This window comes from Kitasatospora sp. SolWspMP-SS2h (genome assembly GCF_003259315.1).
In the GTDB taxonomy this organism is placed as follows: domain Bacteria; phylum Actinomycetota; class Actinomycetes; order Streptomycetales; family Streptomycetaceae; genus Kitasatospora; species Kitasatospora fiedleri.
In genome coordinates this window covers 43963-62681 of record NZ_QLLT01000019.1, presented here as the reverse complement: position 1 = coordinate 62681, position 18719 = coordinate 43963, and the positions used below count along the sequence as shown (strand labels likewise).

Here is an 18719-nt window from a genome sequence, read left to right as displayed (position 1 = left end):
GGGCGCGGTGGCCGGCAGGTGGTCGGCGGCGCGGCCCGCTCCGGGGGCGAGCAGGTCGGCGGCGGCGGCCAGCGCGGCCCGGTCCCGTACGTCGGCGGGCTCCTCGGGGTCGGCGGTCAGCCGCTCCAGGCGCGCTCCGCCGAGGCCGCCGGCGGCGGCGAGCAGGTGGGCGGGGACGAACAGCGGGTCGGCCGGGTCGAGGTCGGTCAGCCAGGCGAGCGGCACGCCGCGCCGGGCGAGGGCGAGCTGGAGGGACGTCAACTCCTGTCGCTCGTCGAGCAGTTCGGCCGGTTCGAGGGCCCGGTCGAGGGACTGCGCGGCGAGCGTCCCGGCGGCCTCGCCGACCGCCCATTCGCCGTGGTGCACCCGGTAGGCGGCCGCGGCGGCCTGGGTGGCCGCCAGGTTCTTCGCGGCGGCCAGGAGGTTGCGCGGGCTGCCCGCCACCAGGGCCGACAGCGGCACCTGGAACGGCGCGGTGGGCGAGTACGCCGACTGCGGGTGGCCGATCCGGGCGTGCAGGTCCATGTGGTAGAACGCCAGGCCGCCGCTGTCGGGCCGGTTCGCGGCGCGGACCGCGCCGGGGACGGGCTCCAGGTCCTGCTGCCGGACGGGCGCGGGCGGGGCCAGGCGGCGGGACTCCCGCACGTACGGTTCGGCGGCCAGGCCGCCGGGGGCGCAGGCGTCGTCCGTGACCGGGCGCAGGCCCGGGTAGCCGCGGCCGGTGCCGTCGTCGCGCGGGCACTCGGTCTGCAGCCAGTGCAGGAACGCCAGCGACAGCCGGCGGGACTCGGCACCGGCCCGTTCGGGCTCGTGGACGAGGGAGGCGTCGGCGTAGTCGTTGCCCGCCCAGTTGATCAGGGCGAGGTCGGTGGTGCCGAACCGCGCGCCCTCGCGCAGCCGCCGGTAGGTCCAGAACGGCGGGTGGCCGTCCGGCCCGTCGGTGAACATCCGGTAGCGGTGCGCGCGGTCGTCCCAGCCGGCGATCTCCAGGGTGAACGGCTGGGTGTCGCGCCAGCGTTCGTACCCCTCGGGCCGGGGCACGGTGTGGTCCTCGCCGGGGCGGTGCTCGACCAGCAGGCCGGTGGTGCAGGACTGCACGGCGTGCGGGTGCGGGCCGCCGGGCAGGGCCAGGCTCTCGCCGAACGCGTCGCGGCCCTCCGAACCGATCGCCCAGGGCGCGCCGGCCAGCGGCAGGAGCTCTCCGGTCTCGGTGGCGTCGCAGAACAGTACGGCGGCGACGGAGAGTTCGCGGCCGTCCTGGCCCCGCAGCCGTACCGAGGTGAGGCGTCCGCCTTCGCGCACCGCCCGGACGGGGCGCACGCCGGTGACGATCCGCAGCCGACCGGCGGCGACGTGCGGGGCGAGCAGGGCGTCGAGGACGCGGAGCGCCGCGGCGGGCTCGAAGCACAGGCGGCTGACCCAGCCGCCGCCGGGGTTGTCGACACCGTCGTACTCGGCGCGCAGCGCCCGGCGCAGCCGCCGGTAGGACGCGGACGCGCCGCCGGGCGCCTCGATGTGCGGGTGCTCGTCCAGGGCCGGGACGAGTTGGGTGGTGATCTGTCCGCCGAGCACCTGCTGGTCGCAGGTCAGCACCACGGTGTGACCCGCTTCCGCGGCGGCCAGGGCCGCGGCGACGCCACCGAGCCCGCCGCCGATCACGGCGATCTCGGCGGCCAACTGCCCTCCTGGGGTGGTCTCGTGAGGTGTCATCGGGCGTCCTCCGGGGCGCCGGGGCGGGTGACGGGGGCGGGGTGGGCGGCGCTCGCGGAACCGCTGTCGGTGAGCGCGAAGTCGACTTCGAAGGTCCGGGACCAGGGCAGCCGGACGGACGCGGGGTCTATCACCAGGCCGTCGAAGCCGGGCAGTTCGGCGCGGCGGCGGGCCAGGCCGGCGGCGATCTCGGCGAGCACGGGGTGGCCGGCGGGGACGTGGTCGTGCCGGGTGGGGTCGCTGCCGAGGAGGGCGCGGACGCGGGCGCGCTCGCCGCTCATCCAGCCCCGGTCCTCGACCAGGCGGTGCAGCAGCAGGCGCCGGTGGGCGCGCTCGTCGAAGCGTCCGGCCCGGCGGGCGGCGACGGCCGTCACGGTGTGGGCGGCCACGGTGCCCAGGGTGTTGCCCGCGGTGTTCCAGCCCGCGTACGCGGTCAGCCGCTCCAGGATCCCGGCCTCGGCCAGGGCGCGGACCAGCTGCGGGTCGGCGCCGTTGGGTTGGGCGCAGTCGGCGACGGCGACGGCCTGTCCGGCGGCCAGCAGGGCCGCCGCGCGGGCGGCCAGCGCCCGGGCGGGGGCCGGGTCGGTGGCGGCGGGCGGGGCGACCGCCCAGTCGCCGGCGGCGTCGGGGGTGTGCACGAGCAGCACGACGTCCGGGTCGTCCGGGTCGCTGTCCGGGAGGACGACCGCCCCGCAGGCCCGGAGCTGCCGGGTCGCCGTGGTGGCCACCGGCACGTTCTCGTAGGCGGCGGTGCGGCGCAGCCCGGCCGGGTCGACGGCTTCGATCCGGACGGTCGGCGCGGGCCCGCCCAGCAGCTCCAGCAGGGTGCGGGCGAGCAGCACGGTGCACGCCTCGTCGGCACCGGGGCGGACGCTGACGCGCTCGCCCAGGCCGAGCCAGGCCGACCAGGTGTCCAGCCAGCGCAGTTCGGCGGTGGCCAGGCCGTGTTCGGCGGTGTCGTCGGCGCCGACGACCAGGGTGCGCAGGGTGCCGTCGGCGACCAGTTCCAGCGCGGCCAGGTTGACGGCGTGGTTGCGCACCCGCCGGGTGAGGAAGTCCGCGCGGACGTCGGCCGGCAGCTCGGCGGCCCGCAGGGTGCCGGCGACGGCGGCCGGGTCGTCGGCGGCCCGGTGCAGGTCGGCGGAGAGCCGGTGCAGGGCCGGGCCGTGCGGGTCCCAGTAGGCGGGTTCCTCCATGGCGTCGGCCGAGTCGGGGGTGCGGGTGATCAGGGTGACGGCGTGGACGGCGACGCCGCGCGCGGCCAGGCCGTGCAGCGGCGCCCAGGCGGCGGTGACGGAGGCGACGGTGGCCGGGCGGGTGCGGGAGGCGATCAGACCGCCGTGGCCCAGCGTCTCCAGGGAGACGACGGCCGCGTCGGCCTCGACGGCGGAGAGCCAGTCGGCGAGGGCGCCGGGACTGCCGGGTTCCCGGAGCACCGGCATGGCGTCGGCGGGCGGGGTGAGCAGCCGGACGCCGGCCACCGCGGCGACCAGGCGCGGCAGTTCGGCACAGGCCGGGCGTTCGTCCAGCGGTACCAGGGCGATTCGGGGGGAGCTCACGGCGTTCCTGCGCTTTCGGAGGGTTCGGCGGCCCGCTGCCCGCGGGCACCGCGGGTCGGGACGGCGGCGTGCGGCGGGCCGGCCTCCGCGGCCGGGGTGCCGGCGGGCGGCCCGCCGGGGTCCGCGGTCCGCGGTGCACGGGCCTCCGCGGCGCCGGGGTTCCCTCTCCCGGCGGTGCCCGCCGTCGGCGGCCGCGTGCCCGGGGCCCCGGCGGCGTCACCTGCCTGCGGGCCGCGGGTGCGCGGGATCCCGGCCGTCCCGACGAGCGTGCGGGCCTCGGCCGCCGCGCCGATCAGGACGGCGTCGGCGTCCAGCGCGGAGCGCACCACCCGGACGCCGGCCAGCAGGGGCAGGGTGTGGACGGCGAGGGCGGCGCGCAGGCCCGTCTCGTACCAGGGGCCGGAAGCGGTTGCGCCGCCGCCGAGGACGATCACGTCGGGGTCGAGCCCGGCGACGACGCCCGCCAGCGCCGTGCCCAGGGCGTACCCGCCGGAGTGCAGGACGGACTGGGCGACCGGGTCTCCGGCCTTCGCCAGGGCGGCGACGGCGCGGAGGTCGGGCAGGTGGCGGTGGGGCAGCCGGTGGCGGGCCTCGGCGGCCATGGCCGGGCCGGCGGCCAGTGCCTCGACGTGTCCGGCCGCCCCGCACGGGCAGGTGGTTCCCTCCGCGCCGGGGACCGGCAGGTGCCCGAGGTGGCCGGCCGCGCCGTGCGCGCCGCGCAGCAGGCGGCCGCCGACGGCGACTGCTCCCCCGATGCCGGTGCCGGCCATCACGCCGACGGCCACCTCGGTGTGCCGGGCGGCTCCGGCAGCGCACTCACCGGCCAGGAACGCCTGCACGTCGTTCAGGACGGTGGCGGGCAGCCGCAGTTCCCGTTCGGCGGCCGCGGCCAGTTCGGTGCCGGCCCAGCCGGGGAGCGCGGAGGTAGCGGCGACGATCTCGCGCCCGTGGGCGTCGACGACGCCGGCCGTGCCGAAGCCGACGGCCACCGGCGCGGCTCCGAGGGCGGCGCCCTCCTGGGCGGCGAGGCGGGCGAGGCGCAGGGCGGCGGCGAGGACGGCGGCGCCGCCGTCGGCGGCGGGGGTCGGGACGGTGAGGCGGACGGCCGGGAGGGGTCGGCCGTCGGTCTCGGTGACGACGGCCGCCGTGGTCTTGGTGCCGCCGATGTCCACGGCCAGGACCGGCGGCGCCGGTGCGCGGTGCTCGGGGGTGGTGCTCATGGTCGGCGTTCCCTGGTGATGGTGAAGGTGAAGTCGTAGCGGTCGGCGCGGTAGAGGCTGACGGCGCGTTCGACGGCGCGGCCGCGGGCGTCGCGGGTGACCCGCTCGACGTACAGGGCAGGGAACTGCGGGGGCACGTTCAGCAGGGCGGCCTGGGCGGCGTCCACGAGGGTGGCCCGGACGGTCTGCTGGGCGCTCTCGGGAGCGGCGCCCGCGCGTTCCAGCAGGTGGTAGAGCGAGGCGGGTTCGCCCTGGTCGAGCAGGCCGGGCAGCAGGGCCTCGGGCAGCCAGACGTTCTCCAGGCACATGGGTTCGCCGTCGGCGGTGCGCAGCCGCTCCAGGTGGACCAGGGGGGTGCCGGGTTCGACGAACAGGTGGCGGGCGTTGACGACGTCGGCCGGCACCCGTTCCATCAGCAGCAGTCGGCCGGCGGGCGTCATCCGGCGGGCCCGGATGTCCTCCGAGAAGGACGTCAGGTGGAGCGACTTGCTGATCGTCTCGCGCTCGGCGACGAAGGTGCCCGAGCCCTGCACCCGGTAGACGTGGCCGTCCTGGCTGAGGCGTTCGACGGCGCGGCGCACGGTGACCCGGCTGACGTCGTAACGGGCCATCAGGTCGCGTTCGCTGGGCAGCGGGTCGTGCGGCGCGGCGCCCTCGACGAGGTCGAGCAGGGCGCGGCGCAGCGTCTCGTGCTTGGGTTCGCGGGGCTCCGCGGCCCGCGTCTGCTTGGCGACCCCGCGCCCGGTGCCGTTCGTCGTCGTGTTCATCCCTTGACCGCTCCCTCACCCACGCCACGGAAGAAGAACCGCTGCAGGGCGAAGAACAGGGCCAGCAGCGGCACGACGGCCATCATGGTGCCTGCGGCGATCACCCGCTGGTCATTGGTGAACGTGCCGGACAGGTACTGGATCCCCACGGTCAGCGTGTACTTGCTCTGGTCGGAGAGCGAGACCAGCGGCCACAGGAAGTCGTCCCAGCTGAAGACGAAGCTGAAGATGGCGACGGCGGCCAGGGTGCCGCGGACGGAGGGCAGGGCGATCCGCCAGAACCGCGTCCACTCCCCGGCGCCGTCCAGGACCGCGGCCTCCTCCACCTCGGCGGGCAGTCGGCGGAAGGCGTTGCGCATCAGCATCACCGACAGGCCGGAGGCGGCGCCGGGGATCATCACGCCGAGCAGGGTGTCGGTCAGGTGCAGGGAGCGGGCGACCAGGAACTCGGAGACCATGATGCTCTCGAACGGGATGATCATCGTGGCGAGGAAGATCCCGGCGGCGGTGCCTCGGCCGCGGAACTTCATCCGGGCCAGCGCGTAGCCGGCCATCGAGCCGAGCAGGCAGTTGGTGAGCACCGAACCGAGGGCCACGACCAGTGAGTTGCCCGCGTAGTGCAGGACGGGGACGGTGTCGAGCACCTCGGCGTAGTGGTGCAGGGTCGGGCGGGCGGGCAGGAGTTGGGGCGGGTAGCCGAAGACCCGCTCGCCGTTGCCCTTGAGGGAGGTGGACAGCTGCCACAGGAACGGGCCGACGGTGAGCGCGAACACCAGCGCCAGCAGCAGGTAGCGGCCGGCCAGTCCGGCGGCGGCCCGCACCCGGCGGGCGGTGGGGACGGGGGCGGCCGGGCGGCGCGGGTCGGCGGCGGCGGCCGGTGCCTGGGGGGTTTCCAGCGTGGTCATGCCCGTTCCTCCCGGGAGTTGAGGCGGGTGACGGCGACGGAGAGGCCGAGCGTGCCGAGGAACAGCACGATGCTCATCGCGGAGGCGTAGCCCGCCTCACCGCCCAGGCCGAGGCCGATCTCACGAATGGTGTAGACCAGGGTGCGGGCTTCGCCGCCCGGCCCGGCGCTGCCGTCGCTGAGGGTGTAGACCTCGGCGAACACCTTGGCGGAGCCGATCGCGGCGAGGGTGGCGACCAGCACCATGGTGGGCCGCACCAGCGGCAGGGTGACGTGGCGGAAGCGCCGCACGGCACCGGCCCCGTCGACCTCGGCGGCCTCCAGCAGCGAGCGGGGCACGTTGGCCAGCGCCGCCAGGTAGACCACCATGTAGTAGCCCAGGCCCTTCCAGACCGTCATCGCCATCGCGCTGAACAGCAGCAGGCGCGCGTCGGTGAGGAACGGCACCGGCTCGGCGACCAGGTGGAGCCCGCGCAGCACCGAGTTGACCAGGCCGTCGCCGGAGAGCAGCCAGGACCAGATCAGGCCCGCGACCACCATGGACGCCACCACCGGCGAGTAGAAGACCGCCCGGAAGAAGCCGATGCCGGCGATCCGCTTCTGCACCAGCACCGCGAGCAGCAGCGGCAGCACCACCAGGCAGGGCACCACCACGGCGATGTACAGCAGCGTGTTGCGCACCGACTGCCAGAACTGGCCGTCGTGCAGCAGCCGCGCGTAGTTGTGCGTGCCGGTGAAGGTGCCGCCGCCCAGCGTGCTGGCGTCGGTGAACGACAGCACGGCGGTGTTCGCGAACGGGACGATGAAGAAGCAGACGGCTATGGCCAGGGCCGGGAGGAGGAAGAGCCAGGGGACGTACCAGCGTCGGCCGGTCACGGGGGTCTCCTGTCGTACGGGGCGGGCGGGGCGGGCGGGGCGCGGGGCCCGGCGGGGTGCCGTCGCGGACGGCGGGGGACCGTCCGCGACGGCGGGTCCTGGCCGGGCCGGGCGGCGGCGCAGGACCACGGGGCCGGACGCGGGGGAAGCGTCCGGCCTCGGGCATCAGCCGGCGGCGCCGGTGATCTTGTCGGCCTCCTCGACCGCCTGGTCGAGCGCCTGCTGCGGCGTCAGCTTGCCCTGGAGGGCGAGCTGGACCTTGCCGACGACGGCCGCGGTCACCCGCGAGTCGTACTGGACGGGCACCAGGTTCCGGGCCTTGGCGATCTGCTCGGCGGAGATCCGGCGGGCGGTGCCCTCGGGGGTGGTGTCGCCCTCGGCCTTGAAGTACGGGTCCTTGAGCGATTCGAGGGTGCTGGGCAGGATCGTGACGATCTTGCTGAAGGCGAGCTGGTTCTGCGCGTTCGAGAGGTACTTGGCGAAGTCCAGGGCGGTGGCCTGGTTCTTGCCGGACTTCGGGACCAGCAGGCCCATCACGGACATGTTGGTGGCGCCCGACGCGCCGGTGATCTGCGGGCCGACGCCGGTGTTCGCGGCGATGTCGGCGGCGTTCTTCTTGATCGTGGCGAGGAAGTTCGGGCCCGAGGGCAGCAGGCCGATCCGGCCGGACTGGTAGGCCTCGGTCTCCTTGCTGTGGTTCTGGGTCAGCGAGTCCTGCGGGTAGACGCCGCCCTGGTAGGCGTCGACCAGCTTCTGCAGGTAGGCGGCCGCGTCGGGGGTGTTGAAGGTCCACTTCCTGCCGGAGGCGTCCAGCAGCGGCACGCCCTGCTTGGCGAGGTCGGTGATGAACCGGTTCTCCAGCGCGGGGTGGATGCCGTAGAAGGCGCCCTGGCCGGCCGCGGACAGCTTGGCGCCGTCGGCGAGCAGTTCGTCGAAGGTCGCCGGGGGCTTCTCCGGGTCCAGCCCGGCCTTCGTGAAGAGGTCCTTGTTGTACATGGTGACCTCGGAGGTGAGGTACCACGGCAGGCCGAAGGAGCCCTGCTGACCGGGGACCTGGAAGGCCGACCAGGCGCCGGGCACGTAGGACGGCTTGACGTCGGCGGCGGCCTTGTCGAGGTCGGTAAACAGCCCCTTGGCCTCCAGCGCCTGGGCGAACTGGGGGTTCAGGTTGACCACGTCCGGCAGGTTGCCGGCCGCCGCGTCGGCGGTCAGCTTCTCCTGGGCGCCCTGGAACGGGATGTCCACCCAGTCGACCTTGGTGCCCGGGTGTTCCTTCTCGTACGCGGCGATGACGCCGGTCATGTAGTCGGTGAAGGTCGGCTTGAGCTGCAGCGTCTCCAGCGTGATGGTGCCGCCGACCTTGCCGGACGGCGCACCGCCCTGATCGGTGGAGGAGCCGCTCGACCCGAGACCGCAGGCGCTCGTGGCGAGGGCGACGGTGAGGACGGCGGCGGCCAGGCGGATGCCTCTGCTGCTGGGCATGACTCTCCTACTACGGCGGGGGAAAGGCGAGGGAGACCGGGTCGTTCCGGAAGTGGTAGGGACCACTTGCCGAGAAAGTTCGCAGTTGATCCCCTTCCGCGTCAACCCCTTGTCGCCTCCGATCCAGTCGTTCCGCTGGACAGTTCTCCTTAATCGGTACATAACGGCACCGACTGTCCGGACGGACCGACCGATTCGGTCCTAGCCACTTCTGACGCGCCAGCACTTCTGGTATCTACCTCTATGGCTCCCGTAGCGCCGCCCCTCGACTGCCGCGGAGACCGTCACGTGACCGCCCCCGCACGTCCGCGATACGGGCAGACCCCCACTCTCACGAGGAGAAACACGTGAACCACCGCCCCACCCCCACCCGCCGGGCCCTGCTCGGCCTGGCACCCGCGCTCCTCGCCGGTGTCGCCGTCCCGCTCGCAGCCGCCCCGGCCCGCGCGAACACTGGTAGTGACCACTCGGCAGCGGACCGCGCAGCCTGCGGGTGCGCGCAGCCGCTGACCGCCTCCGTCGACGCCGGCTCCTGGACGGCCGGCACCCCGTCCGCGCCCGGCCCCACCGTCCCCCGCGAGCAGCTCCTCCAGCTGCCCGGCGGCCCCACCGGCGCGGAGATGTTCGTCTCCAACAACCCGGAGACCTTCACCGGCCCCGGCTGGCTCGCCCAGTGCGGCCGGACCACCGCCAACCGGGGCGGCTCCGCCCACCCGCTCTCGGGCACCTTCCCGGTGTACCTGTACCACCAGAACAGCACCGGCACGACGGCGTACCTGCACGTGCTGGTCTCCAACCCGAACGGCTCCGCGGTCACCGTCAGCGCCGCAGGCTCGGCGTGGACCAACGCCCAGAAGCCGCTGGTCCAGGACCCGGCCCAGCGGGCCGGCACCGGCCCCTGCTACGCCACCTCCCACGACTGGGCCGCCGGCACCACCCGGACGTACCTGGCCGCGACCGCCGTCCAGCCGCGCACCATGGTCGAGATCGCCAGGATCCCGATGACCTCCTCGATCGTGGACGGCCTGCTGGACGTCACCGCCTCCGGCGGCGTGTACGTGTACACCGCCGTCACCACCGACGGCAGCACCGCCACCGCCGTCAACTACACCCAGAACGACGCCAAGGCCGCCCCCGGCAACGTCGTCTCCCAGACCGACACCACCTACGGCCGCCAGGCCGGCGTCTACGCCGCCTCCCGCTGGGAGACCGGCACCTTCGACGTCTCGGTGCCCGCCGCCGGCGCCTACCTGGGGCTGGCCCTGAACACCACGCAGCGCCAGGTCGCCGCACTGGACCAGACGGTGCCCGCCACCGCCGCCCTGTCCGACTCCTCGCAGCGCAGCTGGGGCAACTACGGCATGCGCTACGCCGTCCGCGCCCGGCTGACCAACCCCTCGGCGCAGAGCCGCACCGCGGTGCTCACCTTCGGCTCCAACATCACCGCCGCCACCGACGTGCCGGGCGACACCTGGAACGGCGCCGCCTCGGTCCGGGTGGACGGCGGCCCGGCCCGGATCGCCACCCTCTACGTGCGGCCCACCGTGCCCCGCTGCGAGGTCGGCCGCTACGTCCTGGCGCCCGGCGCCAGCACCCTGGTGGAGCTGGAGTTCGAGGTCCCGGGCCTGATCACGGCCGGTTCGCAACTGCTGTTCGAGAGCGTCTGACCCGCCCGCCTCCCGACCGGTCGCCGTCGCCGCCGCACCCGTACGGCGCCGGCGGACCGGATTGGACCGGCGGCGGTGGGTGCGGTCGGCGCCGGGGGCGCAGGGGGCGCCGTCACCGCTTCGGTCCCTTCTCGGGCGGCTTCCCGCCCTTCTCCGGCTTCTCCGGCTTCTTCCCGCTGTCGGCGCGGGGTGCCTCCGCCGGTCCGGCCTGCCGGCCCGGGCCGGGCCGGGCCGCGTTCTGCGGGGCCGGCCCGGCGGGGGCGCTGCCGCCGGTGGTGCTGCCGCCGGTGGTGCTGGCCGACGGCGCCTGCACCGGCGCGGTGCTGGGCGTGGCGGTGGGCGTGGGCGCCGGAGAGGGGGTGGAGGTGATCGCGGGCTGTCGTGCGGGCGGCGCCGCAGGGTGTCCGGTGCCGAAGGCCATGCTCCCGGCTCCGGCGGCGAGCAGCAGGCCGACCGTGCCCGCGGACAGGGCGACGCGCTTGCGCCGGGTGGTGCCCCGGCCCGCCGGAGCTCCGGCTCCGAAGACCGGGGGCTCCGGCGCCCGCGGGTCGAGCAGGTCCGCGCACGCCGCGGCGGACGGGCGGGCCTCGGGGTCCGTCCGGGTCATCGCGCGCAGGGCCCGGGCGAGCGGTGCGGGCGTGCCCGGGGGGATGGCGGGAGAATGCAGCAGGCGGGCCACCGCCGCTTCCATGGGACCGCCGGAGTAGACGCGCCGTCCGGTGAGGCACTCGATCAGCAGCAGGCCCAGCGCGTAGACGTCGGCGGGCGGGCGGGCGCCCTGGCCGCGGATCTGTTCCGGTGCCAGGTAGGCGGGGGTGCCCACGACGAAGCCCGTCCGGGTCGCCTCGGCGTCCTGGGCGCACTCGTCGAGGGGGTGGCGCGCGATGCCGAAGTCCGTGAGCCGGGGGGTTCCCGAGGCGTCGATCAGGACGTTGGACGGTTTGACGTCGCGGTGGACGACGCCGTGGGCGTGGACGGACGCGAGGGTGCGGGCGAGCTCCCGGCCGAGCCGGAGCGTGGCGGAGGGGGACAGCGGTGACGTGCGCAGCACCTCGGCCAGTGTCGTCCCGTCCACCAGCTCCAGGACGAGGTAGGGGCGGTCGTCGGCGCTGCCGTGGTCGTAGACCTCGACCACGCCGGGGTGCCGGAGCCGGGCCAGCGTCCGCGCCTCGGCGGTGAACCGGCGGGCGAAGTCCTCGGGGGCGCTGCGGTGCAGCACCTTCAGCGCGACCTCCCGGCCCAGACGCAGGTCGACGGCGCGCAGCACCTCGGCGGCGCTCCCCCGCCCCAGCGTGCCCTCGACCCGGTACCGGTCGGCGAACAGGGCCGTGCCGCGGATGCTCTCTGCTGTCACGTTCATGCCACTCTCCGTTGCCGGACGGCCGACCTCACCGTGCGGAGGGGCCACGGTCCGCTGACGGGTACCCCCGATGGGCCGCGCGATGCCCGGCGCGCGCCCGGACCGGGTCCGGGCGGCCCTGCCGGTCCGCGACGCCGGCCTGGGCCGACCCCGGTGACGACCGCGCACGACCGGCCCCTGCGCCGGGCAACCGCGCGGCCGTGCGGAAGGGGTCGGGGGATCAGGGCAGGAGAGTGGCCTGGTACGGGTCCCAGTCCTCGGGGAGGGCCTGCGGCGACGGGGCGCCGACCGTCACCTCGACGGGCGAGCCGGTGGCCGCGGCGGCCTCGACGGCCTCCATCACGGCCAGGACGTGCAGGGCGAGTTCGCCGGTGGCCCGGTGCGGCTCGCCGGAGCGGATCGCCCGGGCCATGTCCAGGACGCCGATGCCGCGCCCGGCCGCCGTGCCGGTGGCGGCGACCTCGCGTCCGGGCCCGCCGTCCTCGACCCGGGAGGGGCCGTCGAAGTGGTTGGGGTCGGGCAGGACGAGGGTGGCGTCGGTGCCGGTGACCTCGACGAACCCGAGCCGCAGCTGCGGGGACTCGAAGCTGAAGACCGCGGTGGCCGAGCCGCCGCCCGCGAATTCGAGCAGCGCCGAGACGTGGGTCGGCACGGTGACGTCGAACTCGGTGCCCGCCCGGGGGCCGGAGCCGATCGTGCGGCGGTCCCGGGAGCGGGAGCCGACGGCGCTCACCCGGCGGACCGGGCCGAACACGGCGACCAGGGCGGTCAGGTAGTACGGCCCCATGTCGAACAGCGGCCCGCCGCCGGCCCGGTAGAGGAACTCGGGGCTCTGGTGCCAGGACTCGGGGCCGGGGATCTGCATCAGGCTGAGCGCGGCCAGCGGCGCCCCGATCGCGCCCGAGGCGATCAGCCGCAGCGCGCTCTGCAACCCGGCGCCGAGGAAGGTGTCCGGCGCCCCGCCGACCCGCACGTCCGCGGCGGCGGCGGCCTTCAGCAGCTCGCGGGCGCTCGCCGCGTCGGCGGTCAGCGGCTTCTCGTTCCACACGTGCTTGCCGGCCTCGACGGCGGCCCGGCCGACCTCGGCGTGCGCGGCGGGGACGGTCAGGTTGACGACCAGTTCGACGTCGGGGCGGGCGAGCGCCTGCGCGACGTCGCCCCAGGCGGGGACGCCGTACGCCTCGGCCTGGGCGCGGGCCCGTTCCGGGTCGAGGTCGGCGCAGATCAGCACCCGCAGGTCGGGGAAGGCCGTCAGGTTGGTCAGGTACTGGTCGCTGATGGTGCCGCAGCCGACGACGGCGACGCCCATCGGGCCGGTGCGGTGCTGGTGCGCGGGGGTCATCGCCCGCCCTCCGTGGTGAGGTAGGTGTGGCTCTGCGCCATGGCGTCGAACACGTCCCCGGCGCACTGGTCGAGTTCGACGATGTGCCACTCGGCGGCGGGCGCGGCGGCGAGGACCGCGGGGACGGGCATCCGGCCGGAGCCGACGGCGGTGTTGGGCTGCTCGCGGTCGACGGTGATCGGGCCGTCCTTGACGTGCAGCAGGCGGACCCGGTCGCCGAGGCGGCCGAGCAGCGCCGGGACGTCCTGTCCTCCGGCGGCGGCCCAGTAGGTGTCGACCTCCAGGACGGCGGCCGGGTCCAGCAGGTCGGCGAGCACCTCCAGGGCGGGGGCGCCGTCGAGCGGGGTGGACAGTTCGAACTCGTGGTTGTGGTAGCCGACCCGGATGCCGTGCTCGGCGGCGGCCCGGACGGCGGTGTTGAGTTCGGCGGCGAGGGCGGCGACCGCGTCGCGGTCGGCGAAGCGCTCGGGGGCGGCGTAGGGCAGGATCACGGTGTCCGCGCCGACCACGGGCAGCGCGTGGAGGATCTCGGCCTGCTGCTCGCCGGTGATCCAGGCGTGCGCGCTGCACGCCCGCAGGCCGAACTCGTCGAGGTCGGCCCGCAGTCGGTGCGGGTCGGTGAGCACGTCGTACGGTTCGACGCCGGAGTAGCCCATGGCGGCGAGCCGCCGCAGGGTGTCGCGGCGGTCGGCGGTCATGGCCTCGTTGAGGCCGTAGAGCTGGACGGCCAGCGGGGTGGTTGCGGTCACGGTGGTCGGTTCCTCCGGTGCGGTGGCAGGTGTGCGGCCGTCCCGCCCGCCCGGGGAGGGGCCGGCGGGACGGCGGTGCGGGGCGGGTCAGCGCGGGGCGTCGCCGAAGTCCGGGACCTCCAGCTGGACGCCGCCGGCCAGCGCGGAGCGGTGGGCGACCAGTCCGGGCAGGGTGTAGCGGGCGGCGGTCCAGGCGTTGACCGGCGGCAGGTCGCCGGTGAGGCAGGCGGTGACGAAGTCGTCGGCGAGGAACTGGTGCGAGCCCTCGTGCCCGTTGGGCTGCCCGGTGAACTCGGCGGGCAGCCGGCTCAGGTCGTGCACCGGGGCGAAGCCGCTGACGAACGCGTCGCGCAGCGAGGGGTCGATGTCGGCGAGCGCCTCGTCGTCGAGCCGGGCGGTGGGGACGGTGCGCATCAGCTCCTCGATGTCCTCGGCCTTCTCGCGGTCCTGCCACAGCGTGGTGGTGGCGAGCTGCTCGAAGCTGCCCTCGGTGCCGAAGAACCGGAACCGGGACTCGCGCAGCGGCGACGGGTAGCCGACGCGGCGCATCTCGTTGGTGCGCACCGCGCCGCCGTCGGCGGTGCGGAACAGCGCGGTGGCGTTGGAGAAGTCGTTGCCCCAGCGGCTGACCTCGCGGTCGAAGACGCCGTCGCCGCGGGTGTCGGTGATGCCCAGGCAGGAGACGTGGGTGACGTGGGAGCCGGTGACGGCGAGCACCCCGCCGAGGGCGTGGGTGGGGTAGTGCATGGGCGGGAAGCTGGCGTCCGCCTTCCAGCCCTCGCCGCCGCTGAACTTGTAGGCGTCGTAGAAGCCCAGGTCCATGTCGTGGACGTAGTCGCCCTCGGCGTAGAAGATCTCGCCGAACGCGCCTTCCTCCCGCCGCTCGCGGCAGTAGACGGCGGCCGGGTTGTAGTAGCTGGTCTCGCCCATCATGTAGGTGAGGCCGGTGCGGGCGACCGCCTCGACGATCGCCGCTATCTCCTCCTCGGAGACGGCCATCGGGACGGAGGAGTAGACGTGCTTGCCGGCCTCCAGCGCCCGGACGACGAGCGGGCCGTGGGTCCAGCGCTGGGTGAAGATCGCGACGGCGTCGACGTCGGAGGCGAGCATCTCCTCGTAGGTCACGTAGGTGGTGGCGATGCCGTGGCGGGCGGCCTCGCGCTCCAGCCGCTCGGGGACGGCCTCGGTCAGGCGGACGTCGTGCACGCCGGGGTGGGCCTGGAAGAGCGGGATGAAGGCGCGGGCGAACTGCCCGGCTCCGACGACGCCGATGCTGATGGTCACGGTGGCTCCAGTGGGGTGGTGCGGGCGGGGCGGCGGGTCAGTTCTTCTTCGCCAGGGCCTTCTCGTACTCGGCGCGCATCTGGTCGCCGCCCTGGCTCTTCCAGGACTGGCGGGCCTCGGCCAGGGCGCTGATCGGCTTGCGGCCGGTGACGACGGCGACCATCAGGTCGTCGATGAGCTGCTTGAGCACCGGCGTCTTGGAGATGGCGGTCTCGGAGTACAGGTTGACGACCGGGTTGGGCGCGCTGACGGGCATCGCGTCGTGCAGGAAGGTCTGGGCGTCCTGGGCGACCTGGGCGGGCTGGCCCGGGAAGAAGAAGTTCAGCTCGGAGGGCTGGCACATGTAGGCCATGCTGAGCTCGGAGAGCCGGGCGGCGTTGGTGGTGGGCACCGGGGCGCCGTCCTGGCCGTAGGTGAAGTGGTGGTCGGCGATGCCGTAGTTGACGAAGGTGTACTCGCTGCTGCCAAAGGGCGCGGCGAAGTAGTCGCAGACGCGGAGGACTTCGCGGATCTTGTCCTTGTTGCCGCGCAGCTTGGCGGGGATGCTGTAGTACCCCCAGTAGCCGGTGTCCTGGGCGACGAGCGGCTTGCCGCCGTCGAAGCCGGGCGGGAGCATCGGCTGGAGGTCGGCGCCGGGGCTGTTGCGCTGGATGACGCCGAGGTCGCCGCCGACGGAGACCATGCCGTTGAAGCCCTCGGCGTGCATGCCGATCGAGCCGTTCAGGAAGAGCTGGCGCTGCTGGTCCCAGGGCATGGTGGGGGCGTCGGGGTGGAACGCTCCGCCGACCCAGAGCTTGCGCATGTAGACGAGCATCGCCTCCCACTCGTCGGTCTCGTGGTCCTTGGTGAGGGTGCCGTCCTGGTTGAGTCGCCAGGTGGACGGGACGCGGTGCATCGCGGCGAAGAAGCCGCTGTTGAGGTCGGACAGGCCCCAGGTCTTGACGCCGTCACCGGCCGGCGAGGACTTGGTGAACGCGGTGAGCAGCGCGAACACGTCGTCAGCGTTGCGCGGCACGTCCATGCCGAGCTTCTTGCGCCAGTCCTGGCGGTGGAAGGCGACGTTGTTGACCAGCGGGGTCGGCCGGGGGACGCCGTAGATGGCGCCGTCGATGGAGCTGTTGCGCCACGCCCAGTCGGGCAGCCGGGCCAGGTTCGGGTACTCCAGGATCGCCGATCCGCCGAGGTGGTCGGAGAGTTCGGCGAACGCGCCCTGCTTGACGCTGCGGTCGATGGCCGGGGAGAAGTAGTGGTTGACGTTGAACAGGTCGGGCATGTCGCCGCTGGCGATGATGGTCTGCGCGCGGTCGCCGATGTCGGAGCCGCCGACGAGGGTGGGCTGCCAGGTCAGGTTGAGGCGCTTCTCCAGCTCCTGCCACCAGCGGTTGTCGCCGCGGCCGGGGGCCGGGGTGGTGGCGAGCTGCATCAGGGCGGTCATGGTGCCGCCGCTGCCGGGCGCCTTGGCGACGGAGGTGAACTGCTCGGCGGCAGAGGGGTAGCGGTCGTAGGCGGCGGGGACGCCGTGGATGGGGTCGCGGTGCTCACCGGCCATCGGGGAGGGGACCGGACCGGCGGCGGGGGTCCGGAACGCCCCGCCGGGGGTGTGGCTGCTGCCCCCGCTACTGCCGCTGCCGCAGGCGGCGAGGGTGAGGCCGGCGCCGATGCCGAGGGCACCGGTCAGCAGGGTGCGGCGGGAGGTCAAGGGGGAGGTGATCGGCTGTCTCATGACGTGGCCTTTCCGGTGTCCTGGGTGAGGGTGGGGTGGGGCCTGGGCAGGGTCGGCGCAGGGCTGACCGCGCCGCGGCGTGCGACGTGGGTGGTGGCGCGGGGAGGAGTGGATCGGCGGGGCTCAGCCCTTGACGGCGCCGACCAGGATCCCCTTGGTGAAGAACCGCTGCACGAAGGGGTAGACGATCAGGATGGGCAGGGTCGCCACCACCGTGACGGCCATCTGCAGGGTCTGCGGCTGGGGCAGCGGGCGGTTCGGGTTGGGGGCGAGCTGGGCCATCGACTGTCCTTCCAGCACGTACTGCCGCAGGACCAGTTGGATCGGCCACTTCGTGGTGTCGTTGAGGTAGATCATCGCGCTGAAGAAGTCGCTCCACAGGGCGACCGCGTAGAACAGGGCGACCACGGCGAGCACGGCCTTGGAGAGCGGCAGCACGATCTTCCGGAGGATCTGCCAGTCGTTGGCGCCGTCGATCCGCGCCGAGTCGAGGAGTTCGGCGGGCAGTTCCATGAAGGCGTTGCGGACGACCACCAGGTTGAAGGCGTTGATCGCGCCGGGGACGATCAGGGCCCAGTAGCTGTTGAGCAGCCCGACCTGCTTGACCATCAGGAAGTTGGGGATGATCCCGGCGCTGAACAGCATGGTGCCGAGGACGAGCCACAGGACGAAGCGCGATCCCGGCACGTCGCGGGTGCGGGTGAGGGAGTAGGCGGTGAGGACGGTCAGGACCATGGACAGCGCGGTGCCGACCACGGTGACCAGGATGCTGACCACCAGTGCCCGGGTGACCAGGCCGCCTTCCAGGATGGTCCGGTAGGACTGCAGCGACCAGTGCTTCGGCCACAGCAGCAGGCCGTCGCCGGCCAGGTCGTTCTGGTCGCTGAGGCTGACGGCCAGGATGTAGACCATCGGGTAGAGGACGACCAGGCAGATCACCGCGAGGACGATTCCCTTGGCCGCCACCGCGGCCCGGGACGGGCGTTCGGCCCACACGGGCCGGGCGGAGCTCGTCCGGCCCCGCCGGGGGCGGGCGCCGGGGGCGGGGGCCGGCGCGGTGCGGGGCCGGGGCCGGGGCCGGGTGGTGGTGTCGGCCATCAGAATGCCCCTTCCGAACCGGTGCGCTTGACGAGCTTGTTGGCGGCCACGACCAGGGCCGTGCAGATGACGCCCTTCAGCAGGCCGGCCGCCGCGGCGAGTCCCCAGTCCCCGCCGACCACGCCGCGGGTGTAGACGAAGGTGTCCAGGACCTGCGCGGTCTCCATGCCGACGGTGTGCTGCTGGAGCAGGATCTGCTCGAATCCGACGGTCAGCACGTTGCCCAGCCGCAGGATCAGCATCAGGACGAGCACACCGCGCATGCCGGGCAGCGTCACGTGCCAGATCCGGCGCCACGGCCCGGCGCCGTCCACCGCCGCCGACTCGTAGAGCTGCGAGTCGATCCGGGTGATGGCGGCCAGGAAGATGATGGTGTTCCACCCGGTGTCCTTCCAGATCACCTGCGCGGTGATCAGGGACTTGAACCAGTGCGGATCACTCATGATCGCCACCGACTGGGTGCCGTGGTCGGAGATCAGGTTGGTCACCAGTCCGTCGCCGCCGAGTAGTTGCTGCCAGATGGCGATGACGATCACCCAGCTGACGAAGTGCGGCAGGTACACCACGGCCTGGACCCAGCGCTTGACCCGCTCGCTCATCACGCTGTTCAGGAGCACCGCCAGCGCGATCGGCGCCGGGAAGGCGAAGACGATCTGGAGGAAGCTCAGCACCACCGTGTTCTTCGCCGCGGTGACCAGCTGGGGGTCGTCGAGCATCACGGCGAAGTTGTGGAAGCCGACCCACTGGCTGCCCGAGAAGCCGAGGAACGGCGAGTAGTCCTGGAAGGCCGCGACGTTGCCCAGCAGCGGCACGTAGCAGAAGACCACGAAGAACAGCAGGCCGGGCAGCATCATCAGGTACATCCAGCGGGCCCGCCACATGCGGGTGCGCAGCGATCCGGCCGGACGGGCCTTGGTCGCGGAGCGGGCGGAGGGACGTTCCCTCGCGACCGGTTCTACGGACATCGTCGTTCCTTCC

At 74.1% G+C, this 18719-nt stretch carries 14 protein-coding genes and 1 pseudogene; 1 reads left to right on the top strand and 14 read right to left on the bottom strand.

All coding sequences use genetic code 11. From position 1 onward, the window contains the following. Positions 1 to 291: 291 nt before the first annotated feature. The 7 genes and pseudogenes from K353_RS35990 to K353_RS23315 form a co-directional block, all read right to left on the bottom strand. Positions 292 to 1710 (bottom strand): annotated as a pseudogene (locus K353_RS35990) (FAD-dependent oxidoreductase); the annotation flags it as partial. Then, positions 1707 to 3269, bottom strand: coding sequence for a DUF4127 family protein (locus tag K353_RS23340; protein WP_111555505.1), 1563 nt, complete (start codon positions 3267 to 3269; stop codon positions 1707 to 1709). The pseudogene K353_RS35990 and the gene K353_RS23340, both read right to left, overlap by 4 nt. After that, positions 3266 to 4489, bottom strand: coding sequence for an ROK family protein (locus K353_RS23335; protein WP_111555504.1), 1224 nt, complete (start codon positions 4487 to 4489; stop codon positions 3266 to 3268). Before K353_RS23335 ends, K353_RS23340 begins: the two co-directional genes overlap by 4 nt. Next, positions 4486 to 5256 (bottom strand): GntR family transcriptional regulator, encoded by a 771-nt coding sequence (locus K353_RS23330; RefSeq protein ID WP_111555503.1) that lies wholly within the window; start codon positions 5254 to 5256, stop codon positions 4486 to 4488. The genes K353_RS23335 and K353_RS23330 overlap by 4 nt, the downstream gene beginning before the upstream one ends. Continuing rightward, positions 5253 to 6161 (bottom strand): carbohydrate ABC transporter permease, encoded by a 909-nt coding sequence (locus K353_RS23325; RefSeq protein ID WP_111555502.1) that lies wholly within the window; start codon positions 6159 to 6161, stop codon positions 5253 to 5255. Before K353_RS23325 ends, K353_RS23330 begins: the two co-directional genes overlap by 4 nt. Next, entirely contained in the window at positions 6158 to 7036 is an 879-nt protein-coding gene (locus tag K353_RS23320; RefSeq protein WP_111555501.1) for a carbohydrate ABC transporter permease, read from the bottom strand. The genes K353_RS23325 and K353_RS23320 overlap by 4 nt, the downstream gene beginning before the upstream one ends. A 165-nt stretch (positions 7037 to 7201) precedes the next feature. Further along, a complete protein-coding gene (locus K353_RS23315; protein ID WP_158585470.1) occupies positions 7202 to 8518 on the bottom strand; it encodes a sugar ABC transporter substrate-binding protein in 1317 nt (438 codons plus the stop codon). A gap of 347 nt (positions 8519 to 8865) precedes the next feature. On the opposite strand from K353_RS23315, the gene K353_RS23310 reads away from it, so the two are divergent. After that, positions 8866 to 10185 carry a DUF3370 family protein gene (locus tag K353_RS23310; protein WP_111555499.1) on the top strand — a complete coding sequence of 440 codons (1320 nt, stop codon included), beginning with the start codon at positions 8866 to 8868 and terminating at the stop codon, positions 10183 to 10185. 112 nt (positions 10186 to 10297) lie between these two features. Here the strand turns inward: K353_RS23310 and K353_RS23305 are convergent, their stop codons facing one another. The 7 genes from K353_RS23305 to K353_RS23275 form a co-directional block, all read right to left on the bottom strand. Beyond that, positions 10298 to 11545 (bottom strand): serine/threonine-protein kinase, encoded by a 1248-nt coding sequence (locus K353_RS23305; protein ID WP_199528215.1) that lies wholly within the window; start codon positions 11543 to 11545, stop codon positions 10298 to 10300. 220 nt (positions 11546 to 11765) lie between these two features. Continuing rightward, positions 11766 to 12887: a Gfo/Idh/MocA family protein gene (locus tag K353_RS23300; RefSeq protein WP_111555498.1), complete on the bottom strand. Its 1122-nt coding sequence runs from the start codon at positions 12885 to 12887 to the stop codon at positions 11766 to 11768. Then, positions 12884 to 13636 carry a sugar phosphate isomerase/epimerase gene (locus tag K353_RS23295; protein WP_233533778.1) on the bottom strand — a complete coding sequence of 251 codons (753 nt, stop codon included), beginning with the start codon at positions 13634 to 13636 and terminating at the stop codon, positions 12884 to 12886. Before K353_RS23295 ends, K353_RS23300 begins: the two co-directional genes overlap by 4 nt. An 87-nt stretch (positions 13637 to 13723) precedes the next feature. Next, positions 13724 to 14920, bottom strand: a complete 1197-nt coding sequence (locus K353_RS23290; RefSeq protein WP_111555497.1) for a Gfo/Idh/MocA family protein — start codon at positions 14918 to 14920, stop codon at positions 13724 to 13726. A gap of 37 nt (positions 14921 to 14957) precedes the next feature. Beyond that, positions 14958 to 16643: an extracellular solute-binding protein gene (locus K353_RS23285; protein WP_111555496.1), complete on the bottom strand. Its 1686-nt coding sequence runs from the start codon at positions 16641 to 16643 to the stop codon at positions 14958 to 14960. A 123-nt stretch (positions 16644 to 16766) separates the two neighbouring features. Beyond that, positions 16767 to 17741 (bottom strand): carbohydrate ABC transporter permease, encoded by a 975-nt coding sequence (locus K353_RS23280; protein WP_111555495.1) that lies wholly within the window; start codon positions 17739 to 17741, stop codon positions 16767 to 16769. Then, positions 17741 to 18706 carry a sugar ABC transporter permease gene (locus K353_RS23275; RefSeq protein ID WP_111555494.1) on the bottom strand — a complete coding sequence of 322 codons (966 nt, stop codon included), beginning with the start codon at positions 18704 to 18706 and terminating at the stop codon, positions 17741 to 17743. The genes K353_RS23280 and K353_RS23275 overlap by 1 nt, the downstream gene beginning before the upstream one ends. Between the last annotated feature and the right edge of the window lie 13 nt (positions 18707 to 18719).

Bases quoted from the DNA above. Each gene is read 5' to 3' on its own strand.
- K353_RS23300 (WP_111555498.1), bottom strand. From the start codon at position 12,887: ATGACCCCCGCGCACCAGCACCGCACCGGCCCGATGGGCGTCGCCGTC.
- K353_RS23285 (WP_111555496.1), bottom strand. From the start codon at position 16,643: ATGAGACAGCCGATCACCTCCCCCTTGACCTCCCGCCGCACCCTGCTG.
- K353_RS23315 (WP_158585470.1), bottom strand. From the start codon at position 8,518: ATGCCCAGCAGCAGAGGCATCCGCCTGGCCGCCGCCGTCCTCACCGTC.
- K353_RS23305 (WP_199528215.1), bottom strand. From the start codon at position 11,545: ATGAACGTGACAGCAGAGAGCATCCGCGGCACGGCCCTGTTCGCCGAC.
- K353_RS23325 (WP_111555502.1), bottom strand. From the start codon at position 6,161: ATGACCACGCTGGAAACCCCCCAGGCACCGGCCGCCGCCGCCGACCCG.
- K353_RS23335 (WP_111555504.1), bottom strand. From the start codon at position 4,489: ATGAGCACCACCCCCGAGCACCGCGCACCGGCGCCGCCGGTCCTGGCC.
- K353_RS23275 (WP_111555494.1), bottom strand. From the start codon at position 18,706: ATGTCCGTAGAACCGGTCGCGAGGGAACGTCCCTCCGCCCGCTCCGCG.
- K353_RS23280 (WP_111555495.1), bottom strand. From the start codon at position 17,741: ATGGCCGACACCACCACCCGGCCCCGGCCCCGGCCCCGCACCGCGCCG.
- K353_RS23330 (WP_111555503.1), bottom strand. From the start codon at position 5,256: ATGAACACGACGACGAACGGCACCGGGCGCGGGGTCGCCAAGCAGACG.